Source organism: Brevibacterium zhoupengii (assembly GCF_021117425.1).
Taxonomy (GTDB): Bacteria; Actinomycetota; Actinomycetes; order Actinomycetales; family Brevibacteriaceae; genus Brevibacterium; species Brevibacterium zhoupengii.
In genome coordinates this window covers 4,339,434-4,363,551 of sequence record NZ_CP088298.1, presented here as the reverse complement: position 1 = coordinate 4,363,551, position 24,118 = coordinate 4,339,434, and the positions used below count along the sequence as shown (strand labels likewise).

At 61.5% G+C, this 24,118-nt stretch carries 27 protein-coding genes; 18 read left to right on the top strand and 9 right to left on the bottom strand.

Translation table 11 applies throughout. The features are described 5' to 3' along the window. Window positions 1-98: 98 nt before the first annotated feature. Window positions 99-959 carry an NAD(P)H-binding protein gene (locus tag LQ788_RS19630; protein WP_231443963.1) on the bottom strand — a complete coding sequence of 287 codons (861 nt, stop codon included), beginning with the start codon at window positions 957-959 and terminating at the stop codon, window positions 99-101. A gap of 155 nt (window positions 960-1,114) precedes the next feature. On the opposite strand from LQ788_RS19630, the gene LQ788_RS19625 reads away from it, so the two are divergent. Then, a complete protein-coding gene (locus tag LQ788_RS19625; protein WP_231443961.1) occupies window positions 1,115-1,726 on the top strand; it encodes a TetR/AcrR family transcriptional regulator in 612 nt (203 codons plus the stop codon). On the opposite strand, the gene LQ788_RS19620 is transcribed toward LQ788_RS19625, so the two are convergent. Continuing rightward, complete coding sequence (locus tag LQ788_RS19620; protein ID WP_231443959.1) at window positions 1,693-2,106, bottom strand: VOC family protein; 414 nt, start codon at window positions 2,104-2,106, stop codon at window positions 1,693-1,695. The genes LQ788_RS19625 and LQ788_RS19620 overlap by 34 nt on opposite strands. Window positions 2,107-2,388: 282 nt before the next feature. On the opposite strand from LQ788_RS19620, the gene LQ788_RS19615 reads away from it, so the two are divergent. The 10 genes from LQ788_RS19615 to LQ788_RS19570 all read left to right on the top strand — a co-directional run bounded on the left by LQ788_RS19615 (window position 2,389) and on the right by LQ788_RS19570 (window position 12,972). Next, the gene (locus tag LQ788_RS19615; RefSeq protein ID WP_231443957.1) at window positions 2,389-3,153 is read left to right on the top strand and encodes an ABC transporter ATP-binding protein; all 765 of its coding nucleotides are present in this window, start codon (window positions 2,389-2,391) and stop codon (window positions 3,151-3,153) included. Next, window positions 3,153-4,523, top strand: coding sequence for an FtsX-like permease family protein (locus tag LQ788_RS19610; protein WP_231443955.1), 1,371 nt, complete (start codon window positions 3,153-3,155; stop codon window positions 4,521-4,523). The genes LQ788_RS19615 and LQ788_RS19610 overlap by 1 nt, the downstream gene beginning before the upstream one ends. Window positions 4,524-4,536: 13 nt before the next feature. Beyond that, window positions 4,537-5,931: an FtsX-like permease family protein gene (locus tag LQ788_RS19605; RefSeq protein ID WP_231443953.1), complete on the top strand. Its 1,395-nt coding sequence runs from the start codon at window positions 4,537-4,539 to the stop codon at window positions 5,929-5,931. A gap of 115 nt (window positions 5,932-6,046) precedes the next feature. Continuing rightward, entirely contained in the window at window positions 6,047-7,357 is a 1,311-nt protein-coding gene (dnaB, locus tag LQ788_RS19600; RefSeq protein WP_050773361.1) for a replicative DNA helicase, read from the top strand. Window positions 7,358-7,444: 87 nt separating this feature from the next. Then, complete coding sequence (locus LQ788_RS19595) at window positions 7,445-8,164, top strand: FadR/GntR family transcriptional regulator (RefSeq protein WP_231443952.1); 720 nt, start codon at window positions 7,445-7,447, stop codon at window positions 8,162-8,164. A 166-nt stretch (window positions 8,165-8,330) separates the two neighbouring features. Further along, the gene (locus LQ788_RS19590; RefSeq protein WP_231443950.1) at window positions 8,331-9,677 is read left to right on the top strand and encodes an MFS transporter; all 1,347 of its coding nucleotides are present in this window, start codon (window positions 8,331-8,333) and stop codon (window positions 9,675-9,677) included. Further along, entirely contained in the window at window positions 9,674-10,624 is a 951-nt protein-coding gene (locus tag LQ788_RS19585; RefSeq protein ID WP_231443947.1) for an NAD(P)-dependent oxidoreductase, read from the top strand. Before LQ788_RS19590 ends, LQ788_RS19585 begins: the two co-directional genes overlap by 4 nt. 176 nt (window positions 10,625-10,800) lie before the next feature. Then, a complete protein-coding gene (locus LQ788_RS19580; protein WP_231443946.1) occupies window positions 10,801-11,364 on the top strand; it encodes a dihydrofolate reductase family protein in 564 nt (187 codons plus the stop codon). A gap of 39 nt (window positions 11,365-11,403) precedes the next feature. After that, window positions 11,404-11,937: a GNAT family N-acetyltransferase gene (locus tag LQ788_RS19575; protein ID WP_231443944.1), complete on the top strand. Its 534-nt coding sequence runs from the start codon at window positions 11,404-11,406 to the stop codon at window positions 11,935-11,937. Between the two features lie 117 nt (window positions 11,938-12,054). Further along, the gene (locus tag LQ788_RS19570; protein WP_231443942.1) at window positions 12,055-12,972 is read left to right on the top strand and encodes a LysR family transcriptional regulator; all 918 of its coding nucleotides are present in this window, start codon (window positions 12,055-12,057) and stop codon (window positions 12,970-12,972) included. A 37-nt stretch (window positions 12,973-13,009) separates the two neighbouring features. On the opposite strand, the gene LQ788_RS19565 is transcribed toward LQ788_RS19570, so the two are convergent. Next, window positions 13,010-14,200, bottom strand: a complete 1,191-nt coding sequence (locus LQ788_RS19565) for a winged helix DNA-binding domain-containing protein (protein ID WP_231443940.1) — start codon at window positions 14,198-14,200, stop codon at window positions 13,010-13,012. Window positions 14,201-14,255: 55 nt separating this feature from the next. Continuing rightward, window positions 14,256-14,753: a GNAT family N-acetyltransferase gene (locus LQ788_RS19560; protein ID WP_231443938.1), complete on the bottom strand. Its 498-nt coding sequence runs from the start codon at window positions 14,751-14,753 to the stop codon at window positions 14,256-14,258. A gap of 61 nt (window positions 14,754-14,814) precedes the next feature. Here LQ788_RS19560 and LQ788_RS19555 point away from each other — a divergent pair, with 61 nt between their 5' ends. Both LQ788_RS19555 and LQ788_RS19550 read left to right on the top strand, forming a co-directional pair. After that, window positions 14,815-15,333 carry an SRPBCC family protein gene (locus LQ788_RS19555; protein ID WP_231443936.1) on the top strand — a complete coding sequence of 173 codons (519 nt, stop codon included), beginning with the start codon at window positions 14,815-14,817 and terminating at the stop codon, window positions 15,331-15,333. Between the two features lie 89 nt (window positions 15,334-15,422). Beyond that, window positions 15,423-15,992 carry a DapH/DapD/GlmU-related protein gene (locus tag LQ788_RS19550; protein ID WP_231443934.1) on the top strand — a complete coding sequence of 190 codons (570 nt, stop codon included), beginning with the start codon at window positions 15,423-15,425 and terminating at the stop codon, window positions 15,990-15,992. A gap of 26 nt (window positions 15,993-16,018) precedes the next feature. On the opposite strand, the gene LQ788_RS19545 is transcribed toward LQ788_RS19550, so the two are convergent. The 4 genes from LQ788_RS19545 to LQ788_RS19530 form a co-directional block, all read right to left on the bottom strand. Beyond that, window positions 16,019-17,242, bottom strand: coding sequence for an amidohydrolase (locus LQ788_RS19545; RefSeq protein ID WP_231443932.1), 1,224 nt, complete (start codon window positions 17,240-17,242; stop codon window positions 16,019-16,021). A 43-nt stretch (window positions 17,243-17,285) separates the two neighbouring features. After that, window positions 17,286-17,930: an HAD family hydrolase gene (locus LQ788_RS19540; RefSeq protein WP_231443930.1), complete on the bottom strand. Its 645-nt coding sequence runs from the start codon at window positions 17,928-17,930 to the stop codon at window positions 17,286-17,288. 7 nt (window positions 17,931-17,937) lie between these two features. Beyond that, entirely contained in the window at window positions 17,938-18,579 is a 642-nt protein-coding gene (locus tag LQ788_RS19535) for a TetR/AcrR family transcriptional regulator (protein ID WP_231443928.1), read from the bottom strand. Between the two features lie 81 nt (window positions 18,580-18,660). Beyond that, on the bottom strand, window positions 18,661-19,170 hold the full coding sequence (locus tag LQ788_RS19530; protein ID WP_231443926.1) for a hypothetical protein: 510 nt from the start codon (window positions 19,168-19,170) through the stop codon (window positions 18,661-18,663). Window positions 19,171-19,354: 184 nt separating this feature from the next. Between LQ788_RS19530 and LQ788_RS19525 the strand changes: the two genes are divergently transcribed. Next, window positions 19,355-19,771, top strand: coding sequence for a MarR family winged helix-turn-helix transcriptional regulator (locus tag LQ788_RS19525; protein WP_231443924.1), 417 nt, complete (start codon window positions 19,355-19,357; stop codon window positions 19,769-19,771). After that, window positions 19,771-20,793, top strand: coding sequence for an NADP-dependent oxidoreductase (locus tag LQ788_RS19520; protein WP_231443922.1), 1,023 nt, complete (start codon window positions 19,771-19,773; stop codon window positions 20,791-20,793). The genes LQ788_RS19525 and LQ788_RS19520 overlap by 1 nt, the downstream gene beginning before the upstream one ends. A gap of 186 nt (window positions 20,794-20,979) precedes the next feature. Here LQ788_RS19520 and LQ788_RS19515 read toward each other — a convergent pair whose 3' ends face one another. Further along, window positions 20,980-21,183: a cold-shock protein gene (locus tag LQ788_RS19515; protein ID WP_069601174.1), complete on the bottom strand. Its 204-nt coding sequence runs from the start codon at window positions 21,181-21,183 to the stop codon at window positions 20,980-20,982. 539 nt (window positions 21,184-21,722) lie between these two features. Here LQ788_RS19515 and LQ788_RS19510 point away from each other — a divergent pair. The 3 genes from LQ788_RS19510 to LQ788_RS19500 all read left to right on the top strand — a co-directional run bounded on the left by LQ788_RS19510 (window position 21,723) and on the right by LQ788_RS19500 (window position 24,069). Continuing rightward, window positions 21,723-22,757, top strand: a complete 1,035-nt coding sequence (locus LQ788_RS19510) for an LCP family protein (protein WP_231443920.1) — start codon at window positions 21,723-21,725, stop codon at window positions 22,755-22,757. 146 nt (window positions 22,758-22,903) lie between these two features. Continuing rightward, a complete protein-coding gene (locus LQ788_RS19505; protein WP_069601172.1) occupies window positions 22,904-23,362 on the top strand; it encodes a thioredoxin family protein in 459 nt (152 codons plus the stop codon). Continuing rightward, window positions 23,359-24,069 (top strand): class I SAM-dependent methyltransferase, encoded by a 711-nt coding sequence (locus tag LQ788_RS19500; protein ID WP_231443918.1) that lies wholly within the window; start codon window positions 23,359-23,361, stop codon window positions 24,067-24,069. The genes LQ788_RS19505 and LQ788_RS19500 overlap by 4 nt, the downstream gene beginning before the upstream one ends. Window positions 24,070-24,118: the final 49 nt, after the last annotated feature.

The following is a 24,118-nucleotide window of genomic DNA, read 5'->3' as shown; positions in this document are numbered from 1 at the left end:
TGCGCTCCTTCACCACTCAGGGCAGATCCGGCTCGTTGTTCTCCTCAGGGCAGGTGAGCTCCCAAGCTTTATCGGCGTGAGTGCCTGTTCATGGGCGATCACGCAGACCGCACCAACTGTTCAGTGAGCTGATCGGAGACGGTACGGGGCTCCCGTCCGAGAAGACGAGACAACGTGAGATCGGAGTGTCCGAAGTGGCCGCTTCGCGTTGCTTGGAACATCGTCAGAGTGAATCGTGCGGCAGCCTCGAGCACCCCATTGGCAACCTCACCGGCAATCCATTCTTCGTCCTCGACGACCATGCGTTCGACAGAGTGGCCCGATAGTTTGGAGGCGCTCGTGGCGAAGTCACCGAGGGTTACCGGTGAGGGCAGCGTGAGATCGACTGGGCCGTCGAAGGGCGACGAGCTGGTCAGTATTGTCGCGGCCGCTTCGCCAGCATCGCGTCGGTCGATCCACGAGAAGGGACCGTCGGCTGGCTTGGCGATTGTGCCCGTCGTCTGCCACGGTCCGAGCAGATCTCCTAGATCTCCGTAGAAGCCATTGCGCAGAGCCGTCCAAGAAACGCCTGACTCGGCAAGATGCTGCTCGGTGGCAGCATGAATTGCCAGCGGAGGGTAGGGGGAGTTGAAACCGGTCCCGAGGGCGCTCGTGTACAGGATCCGTTGCGTCCCAGCCTCGACTGCCGCGTCGATGGCAGTTCTGTGCTGTGTGATGACGTCCGCGGTGACATCACTCGAGGAGACGAGAAGCACCTGCTCGGCGTCGGCGAACGAGTGGCGGAGTGCATCAGGATCGTCGTAGCTTCCTTGTCTGACGCGAACTCCCTGGTCAGCCAAGTGTTGTGCGCGGTCGGGATCGCGGACGCTGACACCGATGTCGCTCGGTGCAATCCGTTGGAGGAGATGCTCCACAGTGAACCCGTTGAGAGCGCCCGTTGCTCCGGTCACGATGATCATGACGACGACCTTTCGCTCAAGCCGGTCCTACGACCGGTGATGATGGAGAGCACCTCTTTCAAGTTGACTCGGATGGTCAACTTAGTGCCGATATCCATCCTGAGTTAAAGTGACCAGGTAAGTCAAGTTATGGAAACAGCAGAGAAGAGCTGAGGATGGCCGATAGGAATTCTGAGCCGACGTTGCGTACGGACGCCCGCCGGAATATCGAGAGGATCCGCGCCGCCGCTATCGAGGTGTTTCGCGCCGAGGGACTTTCGGCACCACTGGAGAACGTTGCCGGTGCCGCTCAGGTGAGCAAGGCGACGATCTTCAACAGGTTCGGCGGGCGGATCGGACTGATCGATGCCGTCATCGACGAGGTCGTCGCGACTAAGCTGAGGGCTGTCATCGATGATGCCCGTTCAGTGACCGGTATCAGCGAGCGGATTCGATTCTACGTCGGTGCCATCCGCGATCTTCAATACCGATTGCCGGCGGTCAACGACGTCCTCCTACAGGCGTTTCCCGCCTCGGACCCGCTCATGGAGCTCTGTCACCTCGGGGGAGGTTTCCACGAGGAGCTGGTGCGGGACGGGCATGCTGCCAGCGCTCTGGCCGAGGAGGTCACGCCGGATGACTTTCAAGCGATGGCCATCGACAACTCACTCGCACTCAAGTACGGGGTCCGCCCCTCCAGAGCGGCCTACGATCGGAGAACCGGATTTATCCTTGATGGTATCTGCCACCCGGCTCAAGGCAGGTCCGGCTCGGTGTCCTCTTCCTGATGAATGAGCTGAATGAGGTTGCCGACGGTGTCGTCGAGGACCGCCGTGGTGACAGGTCCCATCGTCGTCGGTTTCTGCGTGAACGTGACACCGAGCGTTGACAGGCGATCGTATTCGGCCTGGACATCCTCTACGGCGAACTGGTTGAGGGGGATTCCGTCGGCCTTCAGCGCAGAAGTGAAGTCGTTCGCTGCGGGGTGGCCCTTCGGCTCCAGGACGATCTCGACTCCGTCTGGGGCCTCGGGTGAGACCACGGTGAGCCAGCGGAAGTCGTCCCCGACCGGCACGTCGACCTTCGGAATGAAGCCGAGCCTGTCGGTGTAGAACTTCAGGGCCCGAGCCTGATCGTCGACGAGAATGCTGATCCACTGTGCCTTCATGATGACTCCTCAGTTGTAGACGTGTCTTGGTCGGTCCTCGTCGTGAGCTCATCCGGAGTGGTTCACGCAGAGTGGCTCAAGTGCAGCGGAACCGTCGGGCACCCGCTACGCATTCACAATAGGCGGCTGATCGCCGATTGGTCTATCGGCAAGTCCGATCTCAAGCCAATCACCAGGTGATTCGCCGGATCTGTAACCCCCATTCCAAGAGTCGGGTTTTCCTCGCCGAGGTGGTGGGTCGTCTCCATAGTGGCACAAGTCCGATTGCGAAAACATGGAGACATGACAAACACACAGCTTCCTGCGATCATCGCCGCCTCGAACGTGACCAAGCACTACAACCAGACCTACGCACTCGCCGGAGTCGATCTGGGCATCGGCCTCGGCGAATCCCTGGCCATCATGGGACCCTCCGGTTCCGGCAAAACGACCCTCTTGCACTGCCTGGCAGGCATCATCCGCCCGGACGAGGGCAACATCCGTCTCCTGCCCACAGACCGCAGCGCCGCCGCAGAGATCACCTCGCTGAAGGAGAAGGGCCGTACCGCGCTGCGCCGCGAGGTCTTCGGCTTCGTGTTCCAGCAGGGTCTGCTCCTGCCCGAGCTCACCGCTTTGGACAATGTCGCGCTCGCCGCCATGCTCTCAGGGATGAAACGCTCCGATGCGACCGAGCATGCCCGCGCGTGGTTGCAGCGTCTGGGACTGGCCGAACACCTGAACAAACGCATCGGACAGCTCTCCGGTGGTCAGGCACAGCGTGTGGCCATCGCCCGCGCCCAGGTCACCCAGCCCGTGGTCACCTTCGCCGACGAACCCACCGGCGCCCTTGACTCCTCCACCTCCACCGAGGTGCTCTCCGAACTTCTCGCCTCGACGACCGGCCGCGGATCCACTCTGGTCGTGGTCACCCACGATGAGTCTGTGGCTGCCCGCTGCTCCCGCAGCGTCCGCCTCGCCGACGGCCGCCTCGTCTCCGACTCTGCAAACCAGATCGTGCAGACCAACCAACATGCGCAGAATATCCAGTACGTTGAGAACAACCGGTGATGTCGACCATGAAAATCCTTCCAGTCGTACTGACCAAGAAATCCTTCACCTCGACGACCTCGAAGCTCGTCGCCATCGCATTCTTCGCATGCTCCACGCTCTTCCTCACCGTCGCCGGCGGCGCCTGGGCCTTCAATGACCGACCCGATGTGACCGGATACGCCGAGGTGGCCGGGCTCTATCGCATGCTCGCGACCTTGGCCACGGTCTTCCTCATCGTTCCCGCGATCAGCTTGGGGGTCGCCTCGGCGAAGCTCAGTGCCCGGCGTCAGGATGAACGCCTGTCCACGCTCTCCCTGCTGGGCGCGAAGCCTGGCACCGTCCGACTCCTCGCAGTTGCCGAACCCTTCATTCCCGCCTCGGCCGGGATCATCGCGGGGATCGCCGGCTACTTCATGCTGGCCTTCCCGCTCAGCCTCCTCGTCTTCAACGGCCAGGCGCTCGGATACTCTGAGCTGATGATGCCCCTGTGGCTGCTTGCCGCGGTCGTCATCGGACTGCTTCTGGTCTGCCTGCTCTCGGCTCTGCTCGGCCTGCGCAAGATCACGGTTTCACCATTGGGCGTGCGCACCCGGTCCTTGGCCCGGAAATTCCCCGTGGCCCGCATCATCGCCGTGATCGTGCTCGTGGCGGGAATGATCGGTGCGCTCGTCTTCTCTCTGGACCGCAACCAGCCGACGATGGTCTTCGTCGTTGCCAGCATCATCACGATCGGCATCGCCCTCTTACTCATCAATGTCGTCGGCGTCCTCGTCATGCGCATCCACGGCTGGTTCAGTCACAGGATTGCCCGAACACCCACCTCGATGATCGCGGCGTCGATGATCGCCGATGCCCCCGCACAGTACTGGCGTCGCGTCGCGGGTCTGTCGATGATCACCTTCATCGCGGTCGTCGGCGGTGCCGGAACGGCGATGATGCGGGCGAATCAGGGAGATCTCACCGCTGAGGACAAGGCCGTCATGGGCCCCTACCAGTACATGGCCGATGACATCTTCACCGGACTCATCCTCACCCTGGCTATTGCCTTCGTCTTCATCGTCATCTCCGCAACGATCAATCAGGCCGCAGACATCCTCGACCGGGCATCGACCTACCGGGAGCTGCATTCGGCGGGCATGACGCAGAAGATGATGCACCGAGTCACCGTCAACGCGGTCATGTCACCCATCGTCCTCGTCACCCTCGTGTCGCTGCTGCTTGGCGGAATGCTGGCCGGACTCATGGCATCGGCGAGCGACCTCGGCGATCCGCTGACCATCGGGGTCGTCGCATCAGTGCTCATCGGCGGCGTGGTGATGGTGTGGCTGGGACTGCAGTTCACCCGTCCGCTAGTGCGCAGCGTCACCACCGTGAACGCTGCGGTCTGAGAAGGAGATCGACATGTCCACTGCACTGCCGACAGCAACCCGCATCGTTCCCCTGGTCCTGGGGCGGAAGACGCTGAGTTCGTCGAGTTCGCTGCTGGTGATGAGTGCCTTCTTCGCCTGCGCGACCCTGTTCCTCACTGTCGCCGCCGGAGCCTGGATGTTCTTCCAGGTCCCACCCAGTCCGGACCCGGACATGGCGGGCATGGACTTCATGTACAAGTTCCTCGCGAGCTTCGCGACCATTCTGCTCGTGATTCCCGCGAGCACACTGGCGTCGGCCTCGGCGACCCTGTCCGCCCGGCGACAGGATGAGCGGCTGTCTACGATGTCGCTGCTCGGGGCGAGGCGCTCGTCCATCGTCACCATCGCAGTGGCCGAACCACTGGTGCCCGCGATCTGCGGAATCGTGCTCGGAGTCTTCGGCTATCTGGGTCTGACGTGGCCGGTGAGCCTGATTCACTTCATGGGACATCCCATCGGGTACGAGAACATGCTCATGCCCGCGTGGCTGGTGGCCTCGGTGGTCGTCTTCCTCATCCTCGTGTGCATCGCCTCGGCCCTGCTGGGGCTGCGCAAGGTCGCGATCTCACCGTTGGGTGTGCGCACCAAGGCCCTGGAACGGAAGTTCCCCGTGGTGCAGGTGGTCATAGCGGCCATCGTGATCCTGACCTTGCCGGTGGTCGTGATGCTGTCGAAGTCCGGAGGGCTGGGAATGGGAATCGTCCTCTCGGCGGGCATTGCCACCTTCGTTCTCGGTCTGCTCGTCGTCGACCTCCTCGGCGGACTCCTGATCAGGTGGTTTGCCCATCTGAGCGGGAACAGGGCGCAGACTCCGGAACGACTCCTCGCCGCGCGTCTAGTCTCCGACGAACCCAAACGGTTCTGGCGCAGAGTTTCCGGGCTGGCCATGGCCGCGTTCGTCGCTGCCGTGGGTGGAACGGGCGTCTCGCTCATGCAGCTCGGTCTCGATGCGGGTGACGAACCCGGGGCGCAGATGCAGGACGCCGACAGGTTCCTGCTGCAGGACATCTTCACCGGAGTCCTGCTCGTGATGGGCATATCGATCCTGCTCATCGCCGTATCAGCCCTGATCAACCAAGTCGCCGACATCTACGACCGGGCCGACACCTTCCAGGACCTCTATGCTGCGGGCATGGACCCGGAGACCATGCACAAAGCCATGGTGAGAGCAGTGCTGGGTCCGGTCATCTGGGTGTCGCTGCTGGCCGGCGGGCTCGGTCTGGTTCTCGTGCTGCCCTTGGCCGGGGCCGCCCTCGTGCTCAAACCGATCACATTCCTCACAATTCTCGCGTCAGTGGTCCTCGGTATTCTCATCATCAGATCGGGACTGCAGCTGGCGAAGCCGATCCTCGTGACCGTGGCGACAGCTGGTCGTTCACGGGAATGAGGTGGGTCTGCGGCTCCTCGATCCAGGTACAGTTGGAGGGCGTTGAAAGCGGGTGTCCGCCGACGAGGTTCGAGGAAGAGGAAGACGATTGAGCAACAATCAGGGGTTTGACGGGATGAGGACCCCGCCGCAGGACGTCGAAGCCGAGCAGAGCGTCCTCGGTGCGATGCTTCTGTCCAAGGATGCGATCGCCGACTGCGTCGAATCCATGACTGGCGACGACTTCTACAAACCTGCTCACGAGACCATCTACGAAGCCGTCCTCGACCTGTATTCGCGTGGTGAACCCGCAGACTCGGTGACCGTGGCGAACTACCTCACGAAGACCGGCGACCTTTCACGCGTCGGCGGTGCGGCCTACCTGCACACGCTCATCTCCTCCGTTCCGACGGCCGCGAACGCCGGCTACTACGCCGCGATCGTGCGTGAGCAGGCCGTGCTGCGCCGACTCGTCGAGGCCGGCACCCGCATCGTGCAGATGGGCTATGACGCCGAAGGCGACACCGATGAGGTCGTGAACTCGGCCCAGGCGGAGATCTACCAGGTCACCGAGCGTCACACCACTGAGGACTATGTGATCCTCTCCGACATCCTCAGCGATGTTGCCCAGGAGATCGAACGCAATGGTGACACCGATGGCCAGACCGCGGGCGTGCCGACCGGATTCACCGAATTCGATGCGCTGACCAACGGTTTCCATCCGGGCACGATGATCGTCATCGCGGCTCGACCCGGTGTCGGCAAGTCCACGCTGGCGTTGGACTTCATGCGCTCGGCGGCGATCCACCACGGCCAGGCCGCGGTCTTCTTCTCCTTGGAGATGGGCAAGAACGAGCTCGTCATGCGTCTGCTGTCTGCGGAGTCGGAGATTCCCCTGCAGAACCTTCGCCGCGGTGAGCTGAGCCCCCACGACTGGACAACCCTGGCCGCGACCGAGTCGCGCATCAACGATGCGCCTCTGTTCGTCGACGATTCGCCGAACATGGCGCTGACCGAGATCCGCGCAAAGTGCCGTCGCCTGAAACAGCAGCATGATCTCAAGATGGTCTGCGTGGACTACCTGCAGCTGATGAGCTCCGGTAAGAAGGTCGAATCGCGTCAGCAGGAGGTCTCCGAGTTCTCCCGTTCGCTCAAGCTCCTGGCCAAGGAGCTCGAGATTCCGGTCATCGCGCTTTCGCAGCTCAACCGTGGCAGCGAGCAGAGGACGGACAAGCGGCCGATGATCTCGGATCTGCGTGAGTCCGGTTCGATCGAGCAGGACGCCGATATGGTGCTGCTTATCCACCGTGACGACATGTACGACAAGGAACACGAACGCGCTGGCGAAGCCGACATCATCGTCGCCAAGCACCGTGCGGGTCCGACCGCGGACATCTCCGTGGCCTTCCAGGGCGCGAAGTCCCGCTTCGTCAACATGCCGCAGTAGGGGTATCGCATGTAGAGGCACCGTCTGTCGAGTACGGGCCCGGAAGTACATCGTTGTCCAGGATCCGATGCCTATAGGCTGGAGGCCATGGCTACCTATCTCGTTCAGCAGACTCTTGATGGCCTCGGTCGGGACATCGTCGCGGGCAAGCTCCCGGAGGGCCACGTGGTGACCGCTCAGCAGTTGGCCACGGAGTTAGGCGTATCACAGCCAGTAGTCCGAGAATCCATCCGCGTCCTGCAATCGATCGGGTTGGTCAGCAGTGTGAAGCGGGTAGGGGTCAAAGTCTTGGCATCTTCGTCCTGGAACTATTTCGATCCACTGGTCATCAAGTGGCGACTGGACAGTGAAGCGAGCTTCGCGCAGTTGCGATCGCTGAACGAATTGCGGACGGCTGTGGAACCTGTGGCAGCCTCGCTGGCTGCCACGCACGCCCCCGATGCGATCACCACGCAGCTGCTCCGGCTTGCCGGTGAACTCCGCGCTGAAGTACGCGCCGGAAACCAACAGCGATTCATCGAGGTGGACATGTTATTCCACACCACAATCCTCGAGGCCTCAGGTAACGAGATGTTCCGTATGCTCGCAGGCCCCATGGGCCTGACTGTCTCCGCGCGAAACAATCTGGGACTGCTCCCGGAACTTCCTGACGAGGCGTCGATGCAGCTGCACGTCGATCTCGCCGACGCAATCCAAGGCCACCGCTCATCCGATGCTCGTGATACTGCTTGGCGCCTTGTCTGTGCCATCAATGAGGAGCTGGAATCGACGTGGCGGACAACGCCGCGCTTTTATCCGACCGACTGACCACCAGCGCACCCAACACGGCATTTGTCACCGGCAGCAGGTGACCCTCGTCGAGAAAAACCATCGTATATGCATTGCGTATAGCTTTAAACGATGCTTTTATTGGTAGATGGCGCATGACACACCTCATGTTGCCTTTCTGACCAACCGAGGGAGTCTGGTTTGAATGCCGACTATCGACACGCGTCTTGATCGAATAGTGATCCGCAAGATCACAGTGCGGATCATGCTCTTTCTGACCCTGATGTATCTGCTGAACCAGATCGATCGAGGGAATCTCGCCTTCGCGCAAGAGCGGATGTCAACTGATCTGGGCCTCAGCAACGCAGCGTTCGGCCTTGGGGCTGGCATCTTCTTCATCGGGTATTTTATTTTCGAGGTACCAAGCAACATCCTGCTTCATCGGATCGGCGCACGCCGCTGGTTGGCACGCATCATGGTCAGCTGGGGTCTGGTCGCCGCGGCGATGATGTTCACTTTCAACGAGTCCAGCTTCTATATCCTTCGATTTCTCCTGGGCGCCGCGGAGGCGGGCTTCTTTCCCGGCGCTGTCTATTACATTGCCCTGTGGCTCCCCGGCCGGCGCCGGAGCCAGGCAATGGCCTTGCTCAGCGCCGCTGGCCCGGCGGCATACCTGTTGGCCGGACCCTTGGCAGGATTGATACTGGGACTCGAAGGATTCGCCGGCCTTCACGGCTGGCAGTGGCTCTTCGCTATCGAGGGGGGCGCCACCGTGCTCGTCGGAATCCTTTGCTGGTTCGTTCTGACGGACCGACCGGAGCAGGCAAAGTGGCTTTCTCCGTCCGAGAAGTCGCATCTGCTCGCCAGCCTTGCGGAGTCCAGCACCAGCCACGATTCGGGTAAGCGTAGCTTGAGCACCGTGATTCGCGAGCCGCGAGTTGTGATGCTGGCTGGCATATACGCGTGTATCCAAATCACGAATGCCGGACTCATCTTCTGGCTGCCCAGCATCACTGCTCAGATCCCGGGCCTGTCTCAATTCCAGCTGATGTCCCTGTCAGTGCTCCCCTACGCCTTCCAAGTCATTGGACTCTTCGTTCTGGGGCGTTCCTCGGACCGCCATGGCCGGCGTCACCTGCACGTCCTGCTAGGGGTGCTCTGCATCGTCGTCGGTCTGTGTGTCAGCGCACTCACCGGCCCGGTCGCGGGACTCATTGCTCTGTGCTTGGCATTCTTCGGATACGGCACCATGTCCGCGTTTTGGTCGCTGGCGTCTGACTACCTCGGAACCACTGCGGCAGGAGCCGGCGGACTGGCTTTCGTCAATTCGGTCGCGGCACTGGGCGGTTTTGTCGGGCCAACACTATTTGGATACCTGCTGGATATCACCGGTGACACAGTGCTCGCGCTGTGTTCACTGGCGACGTTCGGCGCGATCGCAGCAGTTCTGACCCTGTTTGTGAAGGACAATCTGTCCTCCGGGCGAGGCGGACACACCGCTGACAGTATCAATACATCCATCCCCGCGCCTTCGAAAGGGGCATCATCATGAAATATGGCCACATCCTATGGATCGGCGAAAAGGATCCGGAAGTCACCACCTTGCTCTATGAAGCCGCGCCGGCTTGCTTCCAACTCGAGATCGCTAGCGATGATCCACAAGTATTCGATGAACAACTGGCCCAAACCAGTGTGATCGTCAATGGCGCCGGAACAATCGACGCGCCACTTATGGACAAAGCTCCAGGGCTGATGTTCATCCAGCGCGTCGGTGCCGGAATCGACGGAATTGATATCGAAGCCGCTCATGCCCGCGGAATCCGGATAGGGAATCTGTCCGGCCTGAATGCTGTGTCTGTTGCCGAACACACCATCTTGATGATGCTGGCAGTTTCGCGTCACCTTGTACCACTGCACAACGGCCTCGTGGCGGGCCGGTCGAATTCAAACAGCTACCTGAACTCATCGCTGGAAGTGACCGGCAAGACAATTGGCATCATCGGACTGGGTCATATTGGCAAGGCGGTGGCCACTCGCGCGGCTGGGCTGGGCATGAAGGTGATCTACTACGACCTAGTCCAGAGCCAGCAAGACGCCGAGATATCCCATCACGCGTCCTTTGCCCAGCTCGACGTCCTCCTGCAGACCAGCGACGTCGTCAGTGTTCATGTACCGCTCACCGCTGAGACGATGTCGATGATTGGTGAAGCTGAACTGTCTACGATGAAACCGGGATCCTTGGTTTTGTGTATGTCACGCTCGGGGATCGTTGACGAGGTAGCCTTGGCGTCACACCTGGAACGCGGGCACCTCGCCGGTGCCGGTATCGACGTCTGGTCGACGGAACCTCCTCGGCCGGATGATCCGCTTCTGGCTCTTCCCAACGTTGTTGGGACACCTCACTCAGGTGCGCAAACCCGTGATGCCGTCTCCCGTTGCTTCCGAGCAGCAATGGACAGTATTGCGCGGATGGATGTAGGCGAAGTCGTCGTTCAATAGGTGCTCAACCGCAGCGCGCAGATCAGGTGGTTCTGTCATCCTGTCATCAGTTCTTGGAAGCCGAAGGCACTTCAGAGTCGAAGCTTTCGTGGGTCGATTTGGAGGTACGCATCGTCGCCGAGGCGCTGTAGGATCTACCTGACTAGGGGCGGTCAGCTCGTGAGAGGCGTGACATTATGCGGAAACTGACCTTTGCGATGAACGTGAGCCTGGACGGCTACGTCGCCGCCCCTGGAGACGATCTTGGCTGGAGCGCACCGAACGATGAGGTGTTCCAGTGGTGGTCTGACAGGGTCGGAACCACCGAATTGGCTCTGTACGGCAGGAGGCTGTGGGAAGGTATGAGCTCCTTTTGGCCACACGCCGACCAGCAGCGCGATGTCACACCGGAACAGCTTGAGTATGCCCGCCGTTGGATGGAGATGCCGAAGGCAGTATTCTCATCGACGCTCAGCACCCTAGGATGGAATGCGCGGCTGGTCTCCGGCGATGCCGCCTCGGAGATCGCCAGATTCAAGTCGGAGGACGGTGGTCCCATGGACATCGGCGGCGCCACCCTCGCCGCGACCGCCATGCGGGCCGGACTGATCGACGAGTACATTCTTGTCACCTACCCCGTCCTGGTGGGTGGAGGTACACCGTTCTTCACGCCCCTCGACAGCTGGGTGAATATGAATCTGGTGGAGACTCAGTCGTTTCCCGACGGAGTTCACCTGACTCGATACGAGACAAGGCGTTGAGTATCCGAGTGCGCATCGGTGCGCGGTAGTCTGATTTTCATGTTGATCAGACGAGAACGTTCAGGCGACATCGAAGCGATCCGCGCCGTCACCGCAGCTGCATTTCGCAGTGCAGAGCACAGTGCTCCACCTGTGGAGCCGGGAGGAGATCCTGGGGAAGCGACCCTGATCTCATGGCTTCGGGACGATCCCGCGTGGGTCCCCGAGTTCTCTCTCGTCGCCGTCGAAGATGACGAGATCATCGGGCACGTTCTGGCCACCCGTGCTCACGTCGATTCCTCCCCAGCTCTCGGCATCGGACCGGTCAGTGTCCAACCGGGGCAGCAGGGAAGAGGCGTCGGTTCCGCGCTGATGCATGCGGTGCTCGGCGCTGCAGATGCACGAGGCGAGACAATTGTCGGCCTGCTCGGAGAGCCTGCCTATTACTCGCGCTTCGGTTTCGTCCCAGCCTCGACGACAGCGGTTACCTCACCGGAGTCCGAGTGGGGCGACTACTTCCAGATCCGCACACTCTCTGACTATGACGGTCAGAGCGGCACATTCCAGTACGCGGGACCATTTGACCGATTCTGACACATACCGATTCTGAACAGCTGAATCCGATCGTTCTGCGTAGGTCGTGAGCATTCGTGCACAGATATTGCGAGATTGAGACCCAAATCCGCGCCCACTCTGCCTAATATTGCAGATATGGACACGAAGCCCAACGACCTGCTTGTGCTGCTCACGGTTTCCCGATCGGCCAAGTTCACGACCGCGGCACAAACCTTGGGCTTGAACCACACGACGATCTCCCGGCGCATCGCTGCACTGGAGAAGGCCCTCGGCGGACGCGTCCTGTCTCGAGCATCCGGCGGGTGGGAACTCACCGAAATGGGTGAAGAGGCAGTGCGCGTGGCGGAACAGGTGGAGGATGCGGTGCGTAGCCTCGGCGAACCGGGCCGTGCCCCTGACCCGATCACCGGAGTGGTCCGAATGACAGCCACGGACGGCTTCAGCGCCTACGTGGCGGCCCCGGCCGTGGCAAAGCTGCGGAGTCGACACCCCGGACTCAGCGTGGAGATCGTGACAGTGACCCGCCAGGCCCTGCAGCAGCGCTCGGGTCTGGATATCGAAGTGGTCGTCGGTGAACCCCAGGTCCACCGTGCCGAAGCGTTCAAACTCGGCGACTACGAACTGGGCATGTATGCCTCCAGGAACTATCTGGCAGAGCACGGGACCCCGGTCACCGAGGATGAGCTGACCGAACATCGGCTCGTGTACTTCGTGGACTCGATGCTCCAAGTCGACGACCTCGACGCTCCGCGTCGCCTGGTCCCCACGATGAAGGACGGATTGTCCTCGACCAATGTGTTCGTTCATGTGGAAGCCACACGTGCCAGTGCGGGCATCGGCTTCCTGCCGTGTTTCATGGGTGACTTGCATGCCGACCTGGTACGACTCCTACCAGAGACCCTGTCGGAACGGCTTCCCTATTGGATGGTGCTGCGCCCAGATTCGATGCGCCGACCGGCCGTTGCCGCCGTCGTGCAGGCACTCCGGGATCAGACGGTTGCCCGTGGTGAAGCGTTGCTAGGGAGGGGCACTCGCCCAGTAGACGCTGGCTGAACTCCAGGTCCGGTCACGTCGTACTCCAGCCTTTCGGTCAACAGAACTCGACGTCGACCTCACCCGCAGTGACTCCGCGCAGGCTGGCCACCTTCTCGGCCTCGGCTTCCACCGTCTTCTTCGAATGGGCCGACAGCGGGTCGAATGCCGCGACGGACATGTGCAGTTTCTTCCCCTTCTTGCGCGCTCGCCAGGTGCCGACGATTCGGCCGTCGACAAGGATGGTCCCCGGCTCACCGACGGTCTTGAACACGTCGCGGTGGAACTGCTTGTCGATGATGGTCTCCCGATCGCGCCCCTGAGTATAGGGATCGCGCGGTGGGAGGAGGCGAATACCCGCCGGAGTGGGCGGTGACTGCAGCGCATCGAGATCCTCGGTCAGGACCCAGGTTTTGCGAGCGAAGTCGACCTCGGTCATCTCCTCTGTGAGCAGCTCCCACCACGCCTCGCCTTCTCGCGCACGCACACCGAGCCACGAGGCGAAGTCCCCGCGCGTGGACGGCCCATAGGCGTGCAGGTAGCGCCGGAGAAGCTCAGCCCGGGCGTCCTCCGGAGCCACGTCGGGAACGTCCGTGTCCAGCCATTCATCGAGCAGCACGAACGGTGCCTTGTTGCCGTCCCGCGGAGCGAAGCAGATGACCTTCTGCAGGGTGAGGACGCGCAGGCAGAAATGAACGACACCGTCTCCCAGAGGCTGACCCTTGGCATACGGTCCCTCACGCTCCCAGTCGGCGCGCTTCTTCTTCGGCAATTCGTGAGCGATCTGCTCGGCAATCTCGGCTCCCAGGTCGTTGACCGTGAGTCTGCGACCGGACAACACGGATCCGATCGTGTCACGGGTCCGGTCGACAACCTCGGCGAGGGACATCTCCAGCTTCTCGAGCGAAGCCTCGACTCCGAGGATCAAGTGGCGGCGTCCATCCTCCGTGGGCGGGAGGACTCCAGTGGTGAAAACGGGAAGGTCGCTTGCCGGAAAGAAGAAGGGTGCGCCGCGCATGGACCAGCTCTGCAACAGGCTCTTGTCCTCGGAGATCGCAGTGTCGACCGCTTCCCGGGTGACATCGGAGACGCGGGCGTTGAGCGCGATCAGAGCCGATCCGGGCGGACTGTTCTGAGTCCCGCAGACTCCGGTGGCAGCGACCAACAACCGCTCATCCAGGCGTCGATTCAGGTTCTGCGCCTCAAGGCGAAACGCAATGACCTCGTCCCGGGTGACCTTCACGCTCATAGATCCAGGCTATCGCGGCAGGTGCACGGCCACATCGACGGAGAGTCTCTCAAGTTCAGAGGTCCCTCGCGTAGACGAGATGGATCGGCGACGAATGCGTGAGCGTGCGATCACGGTGCATGCCGATCTTCGCCGCTACGCGCTGCGAGTGCCGATTGTTGTGGTGGATGATCGCGACTAACCGGGACGCCAGCACATGTGAACTGGCGAAATCACGGCAAGAGGCGGCCGCCTCGGTGGCAAATCCGAGATTCTGGGCAGAAGCCTTTACATGGAAACCGATCTCCAAGGCAGGAGACTCGTTGACCGTCTGCCAGGTCAGACCGCAGTCTCCGATGAATTCGCCGTCGTGGGTTTCGATGACCCAGAGTCCGAGTCCGTCCGCGGCATAGCTACGCTGATTCCAGTTGATCCACCGGGCCGCTTCTTCACGGTCCTTGGGATGTGGGTAGTACTCCATGACCTGTGGATCGCCGAGGAGGTCCGCCATTTCGTCGAGATCGTCCGGTGACATCTCACGGAATCTCAGGCGCGGCGTCGCGTTCGGTGGCATAGGCTTCAGGGTACTCCGCGTCCGCGCCGCTAGGGTGGATGTGAGCGAGGAAGGGAAGCGAATGAAGCGCACAATGCAGGTCAGTGACAGCATGATCATTGACGTCGACGCACTCACCCTCTGGGAACAGGTGGCGGATCCGACGCAGATGCCACGCTGGAGTCCCGAGAACACCGGCGCGCACACGCCTGCCGAATCCAGACCATTGCAGGTGGGCGAGATCTTCGAAGGCAGCAACCGACGCAATAGGGCACGGTGGGTCACCGAATGCGTCGTCACAGCCTCAGAGCCGGGCCGCCGATTCGCCTTCGAAGTCCGCAAGATCGGTGCGAGTGCACCGAAGATCAGCGGCGGCATCGCCACCTGGAGCTACGAATTCGAGGACCTCGGCGATCGCACACGGGTCACTGAAACGTGGAGCGATGACCGCACGACGTGGCCGGACTGGGTCGCGGAGATCGTGGACAGGGTGCTCACCGGAGGCAGATCCTTCTCCGACTTCCAGCGATTGAACATCAACAGGACGCTGACGTCGATGAAGGACGAGTTCGCGGACCTCGGGACGACAGGGTCGTCCTGATGGAGCGTCGGGACAAGATCCGGTCCCGACAATGAGCGCGTTTCCGAGCAAGAGTGCAGAAAAGTGAGAAACGCGAAAGGATAGCCAGTATGGAACTCAAGGATCTGGTCAAGGCACTCAACAACGGTCAAACAATCGCCGGCGACTCGCCCCTCCACGAGGTCATGCATCGCAGCAGCCAGGAAGCACTGCGCATCACCGCCGAGCTCAACGGTTCATATCACGAACCCGACGAGGTCCGGCAGCTGCTGGCTTCGCTGATCGGCAAGCCGGTGGACAAGACCGTCACGTTGTTCCCGCCCTTCCACACCGACTTCGGGAAGAACACGACACTGGGCCGACGGGTCTTCATCAACTCCGGATGCAGCTTCCAGGACCAGGGCGGCATCAGGATCGGAGACGACAGCCTCATCGGCCACAATGTCGTGCTGGCAACCCTCAACCACGACATCTCCCCGGACCGTCGCTCAGACATGCATCCTGGCCACATCATCATCGGCCGCAACGTGTGGATCGGTGCGAATGTGACCGTGCTGCCCGGCGTGACTATCGGCGACAACGCCGTGGTTGCGGCGGCCTCGGTGGTGACCAAGGACGTGCGTGCAGGAACCGTCGTGGTCGGGTCGCCGGCACGTGTGGTGCGCTCGGTCAACGACTGAGGCCCGGGCGGTTGCCGGGAGTTGCCTCAGCTGCCCAACTGCGACAGAGCCGCAATCACCTGAGCCTTGGTGGCGATTTCAAGCGTCGGGTCGATGACCGGGGCGAACTGGGGCGAATGATTGGCCGGGATGTCCGAGTTCACGGTCCCCGCCTCGGCGGCCTTCTTGTACACATCGGCATCGGCGCAGCCGATCATCCAGTAGGCGTAGGGAATCTCGAAGGCGTCGGGGATCTCGCTGAAGTCCTCTGAGGCGGTGGCGGGAGTCGCTGGCAGAACCACTCCGTCGTCGAAGTAGTCCTCAAACGCCTTGGTGACCGCGTCGTTGGCGCCCTCATCATTGTCGGTGAGGGGGAATTGATCGTAGTACTCGAAGCTCGGTTCCTTCGGAGAGCCGGCTGCTTCGCATTCGCCCTTGACGATGCGCTCGATCGAGGCGATGATCCGATCACGAACCGCCATGTCGTAGGTGCGCAGGTTGAGCAGAAGTTCGGCCCGATCGGGAATGATGTTGGACTTCGATCCCGAGTTCGACGCACCGATCGTGACCACCGCGAACTCACCGGGATCGGTCTCCCGAGACACGATGGTCTGCAGGCGAAGAACGATGGTGGCGGCAAGGACCACAGGGTCCACAGACAGATGGGGCATGGACCCGTGGGCACCGCGTCCGTGCACGGTGATCTTCACAGAGTCACCGGCGGAGAGCACAGGCCCAGCCTTGGTGTTGACCGTTCCGGTGGGCATCGGCATGACGTGCTGAGCGTAGGCGATGTCGGGCTTGGGGATCTTCGATGTCAACCCGTCGTCGATCATCGCTTTGGCGCCGGCCGCATTCTCTTCCGAGGGCTGGAACAGGGCGATGTACGTTCCTGACCAGGCGTTGAGGTTCTCATTCAGCAGTCGGACTGCGCCTAGCAGGGACGTGATGTGCATATCGTGACCGCAGGCGTGCATGACACCGTCGATCGTGGAGGAGTAGTCGAGACCGGTGTCCTCAGAAACGGGGAGGGCATCGATGTCGGCTCGCGCCAGTACAGTCGGTCCCTTGCCGTTCTCAATGACGGCGACAAGACCGGTGGCCGAGATGCGCTTAGCGCTGAGTCCCATGTCCTTGAGCTCGGATTCGATTCGTTCAGAAGTCTTATGCTCCTCGAGACCGAGTTCGGGCTCTCGGTGGAAGTCTTTGTAGAGGTCGCGCTGCCAATCCAGCTGGGAGTCGATGGTGTCCAGGAAACCGGTATTCGTCATCACTTCTCCTCGTCAAAGAGTGCGGGGCGGGGGTGGCCCGTTCTCAGTTTTCCACGTTAGCAGGGGAGGAGAGGAGCCCAAGAGTGTGCAGGTCGTTGCGGAGCTGCTGGGCACCGGTGAACAGCAGGCCGACGAACCCGAGCTGGTTTGCGGCATCGATGTTCGCCGGCAGGTCATCGACGAAGACGGTCTGCTCGGGAACAAGATCGAAGCGTCGGCTCAGGAGGCGGAAGATCTCAGGGTCGGGTTTGACTAGTTTCTCCCGTCCCGACACCACGATATCTTCGAGCTCGTTGATCGCCGGTGCGACCTTCGGCGCATGGTGGAAGGTCTCGGCCGACCAGTTCGAGAGACCCAGCAACCTGATTTCCGAGGCCTTGAGGTCGGTGACGACCTCGGCCATTCCCTGAATCGGACCGGTCAGAGACTGATCGAAGCGGTCGTAGTAGGCGGCGACGATCTCACCATGACGTGGATCTGATTCGGTCGCCCGTGCAATCACCTCTGTGATCGGCACACCGCGATCGGCCAGCGTATTCAGCATGCCGAAGTCCGCCTCGGCAGCAAAAGCATTCCACTCGTCGCGGGTCAGCTGATCGGCAAGAGGGGCAGTCTGATCCCAGCCTATGAGCACGTTGCCCAGGTCGAAGACGACGGTGGTGGGGTGCAGGTCGGTCGGCTGAGACATCGTGGAATCACCTGTTCTGTGTGGGGACCTCAGGAGTTCCAACGCTACTCTCGGACAACCGTGCCTGCATCTGCTGAAGATGCTCGACGAGGGCTCGCCGAGCATCGTGTGGTCTCAGTTCTGTGGGCTGCCACACCAGATGAGACGCCAGACCGTTGATGACGGCGTGAAGCAGAGTCACCTCGGTCTCGATACGCTCGGTGCGGTCCTTGGCCTCCGCGCCTACCACTTGGCCGATGATGATGCGGCAGGTCGTGCGCACCCGCTTCCAAGCGTCCTGCTTCATCTCCTGCAGGTTCGGATCGGCACCCGACGCGGAAAAGAGGGCGAGGTAGACCTCCATCTCTAGGCGTCGATCCTCGTCCAGAGGAAGCAGCTCTCCCGCGATGGCCTCGGCCGACTCCAGCGGACTCGGTGCCTGCGGAAGTCTCCGTACGCGCTCGCCGGCGCGGTCGATGACCAGTTTCATGGCGAACGCGAGGAGCTGGGACTGGCTTGCGAAGACGTGCCGGAGCGAACCGACGGACAGCCCGGCTTCTGCGGCCACTGTGCGCACAGATGCTCCGGCGACGCCGTCTCGAGCGATGACCCGCCATGCTGCTGCGGCGATCTCCTCGCGCCGACTCTCATGATCGATGAGCTTGGGCACAAGAGATCCTTTCCGGTGGCAGGACAGCTGTATCACCGTAGCAACCGGAAGGGCGGCATGCATGGATGTGAGTCGGCGGCGTCACAGCTGGTGAGTCATAGATCGCTGAGGCCCGAAGTACCGGCGCACGGAGGAAGGTATCCAGAGCAGGCCGATCATGAGGACGTGGAGAATATCCGTGGGGATCACGGCCCACAGGAACATTGCTCCCTGAGTGGCCGAGTAGAGGCTGAAATAGGTGGCGACTATCAGATAGACCGTCAACGTGATGCGAGCCCAATTGCGCCCGCGCAGGACTTTGGGAACTAGCCAGAGCAGCAGGGCGACGTCGATGAGGTGGAGCACCACTGCGTAGACGATGCTCGCGACGAGGACCCAGTCCTTCCACTCGGGATCCAGGTTGCCTCCGGTGTCTTCCTCGATGGCAGCTCTGAGGCCAGCTTGGTCGACCATCATGACAATGGGCAGGGCGATGAGCAGGATGATGCTGGCGATGACTCCGACCACCAGCCAGCGAAGCGCCCGCGGTGCAGGTGGCGGCTGTTGAGCTTGGGTATTGTGCTCGTTTTGGTAGTACGACTGTGATTCCATAATTGAAACCGTAGTTGCCAAGCGAGCTGTCGACAATGGCTCGGCGAACCTCAGCTCATTGCCCGCAAGAGGTCCATCATTCAGTGTTCGGGCATGACAATTTTTGAACTGCCATCTGCATGATATATCGTTGAGTACTCAATGAGTTAACAATGAAAGGTTGTGCTTCATGCTGGAGCTGTGCATGCGACTCGTCCGAGCGGACACCGAAATCCGTAGGAAACTGGAGGTCCAGGGCCTGACGCTCAACGACCTGAGCGTGCTGCAGAGCCTATGCGCCGCCCCGGGTCGACGACTGCGCCGTGTCGAATTGGCTGAGCGCTTGGGAATCACCCCGTCGGGGATCGCCCGCCTGGTCGCACCGCTTGAAAAGCTCGGATACCTGTCGCGGGACTCTGACCCGCACGATGCGAGGATCTCACTTGTCTGCGTCACTGACGTCGGCGCCGAGCTCTATCAGAATGCCGTCAAGGTCGCCGAGGAGAAGGCCACCACCCTGCTGGGCGACGTCTTCGATTCCGCAGAACAGGAACAGCTGACCGAATTGCTGGGACGCCTGGCTCCGTCATTTGCGGGGCGACCAGTTTCGGCAGAGAACTGATGTCAGCCGGCGCTCCGACTCGGAACCGTCGCTGGATCCTCACAGCACGGCCGCAGGCCCGGTCGGTGGCATCGTGTTTCGAGCTCCAGGAGGAGCGGCTGACCCCGCTGCAGCCGGGCGAGGCGCGAGTGCACGTCGAGTGGTTGAGCATTGATCCGACACAGCGCGGCTGGCTCAACTCCGGAACCAATTATCGTTCACCCGTCGGCCTCGGCGAGGTGATGAGGGGCGCAGGGGTCGGCACCGTCATCGAGTCGGACGCTGAGTTCCTCCCCGTGGGCGCAAAGGTATACGGCGAATTGGGGTGGCAGGAATACATGAGCGCCTCCGCCTCTGGACTCTTCGGCGTCAACGTCGTTCCCGACGGAATCGAGTCCCGCCACATGCTCAGCCTCTTCGGCACCAATGGTCTGACGGCGTACTTCGGACTGACGGAGATCGGCAGGCCATCGCCAGGAGACACCGTCCTGGTGTCGGGCGCGGGCGGTGCCACAGGTTCCATCGCCGCCCAGATGGCTCGGTCCCTCGGGTGCCGTACGATCGGGATCGCCGGAGGGCAGGAGAAGTGCGAATGGGTGCGTGAGTCAGCCGGATTGGATGCCTGTATCGACTACCGTTCGGAGGATGTCCCCTCGGCGTTGGAGACTCTGGCCCCGGAAGGTATCGATGTCTACTTCGACAACGTCGGCGGCGAGCTGCTCGAAGCGGCCATCGACAACCTCGCGAATCACGGGCGAATCGTCCTCTGCGGAGCGATAGCCACGGGATATGACGGAAACCTGCCGAACACCGGGATCCGCAACTACATGCAGCTGGGCCTGCGCCGGGCGACCATGGAGGGCTTCGTGTTCCTCGACTACCTCGAACGATTCCCAGAAGCCGTGACTCACTTGTCTGGATTGCTCGGCCGCGGCGAACTCGTCATCGCCGAATCGATTGCTGACGGGCTGGAGACGGCACCGGGTGCTCTCGATGGGCTGTTCACCGGCGCAAATCTGGGAAAACAGCTGGTGCGCATCTGAAGGCCGCAGCACTTTTGCCCTGCAGACGCCGAAAAGCGTGTGGTCGTGCTCGGAGCAAGTGAGAACACAAGCTCCAAACGCGAACACACGCTTTTGGTAAAACTGAGGGTAACTTCGCTCCCGCGAGGTGATCGTTGCTGACGAATCAGCAGCGCTCAGGCCGGGACCGGAGAGTTACGGGTTTTCTCAGAGGGGACGAACGCTGGTGGCCTGGAGGCCCTTGGAACCCATTTCCGAGTCGAACTCAACGTTCTGACCTTCGGTGAGCTCACGGTAGCCGGTCGATTCGATCGCGGAGAAGTGAGTGAAGACGTCTGCTGAACCATCGTCAGGCTGGATGAATCCGAAACCTTTTTCCGAGTTGAACCATTTCACGGTACCTGTAGCCATAATCTTTGTATCCTTATTTTAAACTGGTGATCGCCGAAGCGATCTGGATGGTCGGACCCTTTTGCGGGCCCGGCTGTTCACACTCTCAGAGACCTGATCTGATCGACAGAGTCGACAAGCTGATCGTCTGAGTGTGTGATTTCTCGTTGGATGGTCTGCGCATTGAACGCAGGTCCGACGAAATCTGTGGTGAAACCGACGTTCCGGAATTCGTGCTGATGTGAAGAATCCTTGTCTCAGGCGAAAGCGGGAAAGCTCGGTATCGGTAATGCACTCGAAGGTGCGGGATGGAAGCCGAAGAACGGCTGGACTGAAAGTATAGAAAAATCTTATGAGGCGCGGACGGTAGACACGCGCCAACTGGCAACTGCACGATGCCAAGCGAATCTACCTACGCTCGCGACACCATGTGCTCCGCACTGTTTCGTACGGGAACAATTTAACTCTAACAGAGTGTTTCGGGCATCGGTGCCAGAAAGTTCGGAGAAATTATATTTAGAATTGTATGCAATCCGTCGTCCACTTCGAATTGACTTTCTATGCAGCACCGCGAAACCGGCCCTTCCTCCGAGATCGGCCCACGCCGCCAGCGCCGCCTGGCCATGAAATACCGTCGCCGCCGCACGATGGTCGCTATTCTCGCGGTCCTCGTCATCGCGGTACCGGTCACGGTCGTCACCCTTGTGCACGGCTTGAAGTCGAACATCACCTCCTCGCCGCTGCGGGCGGGAGGCGGCGAGGTGCCAGAGAAGATCACAGACGAACTCAACGTTCTCATCCTCGGCTCAGACACCAGGGAGCTGGATGCCGATGACTACGGCGCCGGCGAGGGTGCCCGCAGCGACGCGATGATCCTGGCCCACATCTCCGATGACTCCTCGCGCATCGACGCCATTCAGATTCCCCGCGACACGATGATGGACTTGCCTGCATGTCAGGACACCGGCTCGGGGGCGTCGGAACCTCGGCGCGCCATGATCAATTCGGCGCTCAACCAGGGCCCGGCGTGCTCGGTTTCCGCGGCCGAAGAGCTCACGGGAGTCCGCCTCGATCACTTCATCGAAGTCAATTTCGACGGCTTCGCCACCATCATCGACGCATTGGACGGAATCGTCGTCGACCTCGACGAACCCCTGTACGACGATAAGGCGAATCTCGATCTCCCAGCCGGAGAGCAGACACTGGGCGGCACCGATGCCCTGGCGCTCGCGCGGACCCGTCACGCCGTCGGCGACGGCAGCGACATCTCGCGCATGGGCAACCAGCAGATGGTCATGGACTCAATCATCGACAGAGCCAAGAGCTCTCACACCCTGTCGCGGCCCGACCGGCTGTACAACTTTCTTGACGCGGTCACCTCGTCTCTGCGCGTCGATGATGACCTCGATTCGGTCTCGGCACTTGGATCACTGGCGTCGACAGTGTCATCGGTTCCCAAGGAGTCGATCAGCTTCGCGATCATGCCGTGGCAGCCGGCGCCCGACAATCAGAACCGAGTCGTCAAGGCTCCGGCAGCTGACGCCGTCTTCTCCGCAATCACCGCAGATGAGCCGATCGGCGACCTCGTCGACTGAGCCGCAGATGATCGACTGAACTGCAGAAGATCGGCCGAACTGCAGACAATCGACGCTGACCAGAGAGGACGAGTCGCTGTCCGGACAGCAGTCCAGACTGCGAAAGTGTCCAGACAGTATTCATAGTCGGCGTTTAGACTGCCCGAATGTCTACGATCGAAATCACCAAAGACAACTTCGAGTCAACCATCACCGACAGCTCGATCCTCCTTCTCGACTTCTGGGCCGACTGGTGCGGCCCCTGCAAGCAGTTCGCCCCTGTGTACGAAGAGGCCTCCGAACAGAACTCGGACGTGGTCTTCGGCAAGGTCGACACCGAGGCACAGCAGGAGCTCGCAGGTCTCTTTGCGATCTCCTCGATACCGACCCTCGTGGCCTTCCGTGAGGGCATCGTCGTCTTCGCTCAGCCCGGCGCTCTCGCCGCACCTCAGCTCGAGCAGGTCATCACCGCAGTCAAGGACCTCGACATGGACGAGGTCCGCGCGGAACTGGCCAAGCAGGAAGCCGGAGTCGACCAGGCAGATCCCTCGGCTATTCCCGAAGACGCAAGCCAGTCAGCTCCCGAAGCCGGGCAGCAGGCCTCTGGACCAGGATCGGCACAGTGACCGAACCCCAGCAGGCCGTTTCCCAGGAGTCTGCCTCGAACGAGGGAGTCCCTGACACAGTCGCTGCGTGGGAGGAGCGCTACGCCGGAACCGGCGAGGCAATCTGGTCGGGCAACCCCAACGAGTCACTCGTCGCCGTTGCCACCGGCCTCACCCCCGACCGCGTCCTCGACGTCGGCTGCGGTGAGGGCGCCGACGTCACCTGGCTGGCCGAACAGGGCTGGGACGCGACCGGAATCGACCTGTCCCAGACCGCAATCGACCGTGCCGGTGAGACGGCCGAAGCAAAGGGCGTGAGCGTGAAGCTCGAAGTCGCCGACATCACCACGTGGAGTGACCCCGAACCTCGCCGAGGCGGCTTCGACCTCGTCCTCGGCTGTTTCCTCCACACCCGGTTGCCTGACACCCGGGAAGAACTCGTCGGCCGCTTGGCTGAGTACGTCGCTCCGGGAGGCAGAATGCTTCTCATCTCCCATGCGGAGATGCCGGACTGGGCCGAGAACCATGATGACGAACTGGGCCACGGGCTCGGCCATCATCATGAGCCGGTCACCCCGAACGGAGACTTCGCCCTGCTCATCGGCGGCAGCCCGGCTCGCTGGGAGATCGAACTGGGTGAGCTTCGCACCCGCGAGGTCGAAGGCCCGGACGGGAAGCCATCCGAAATCGACGACAGCGTGCTCCTGGCGCACATGGTCACCGACTGAGGAGCCACCTCGGCGAGTGAGATCACCACATCTCACCTCGTGAAACGCT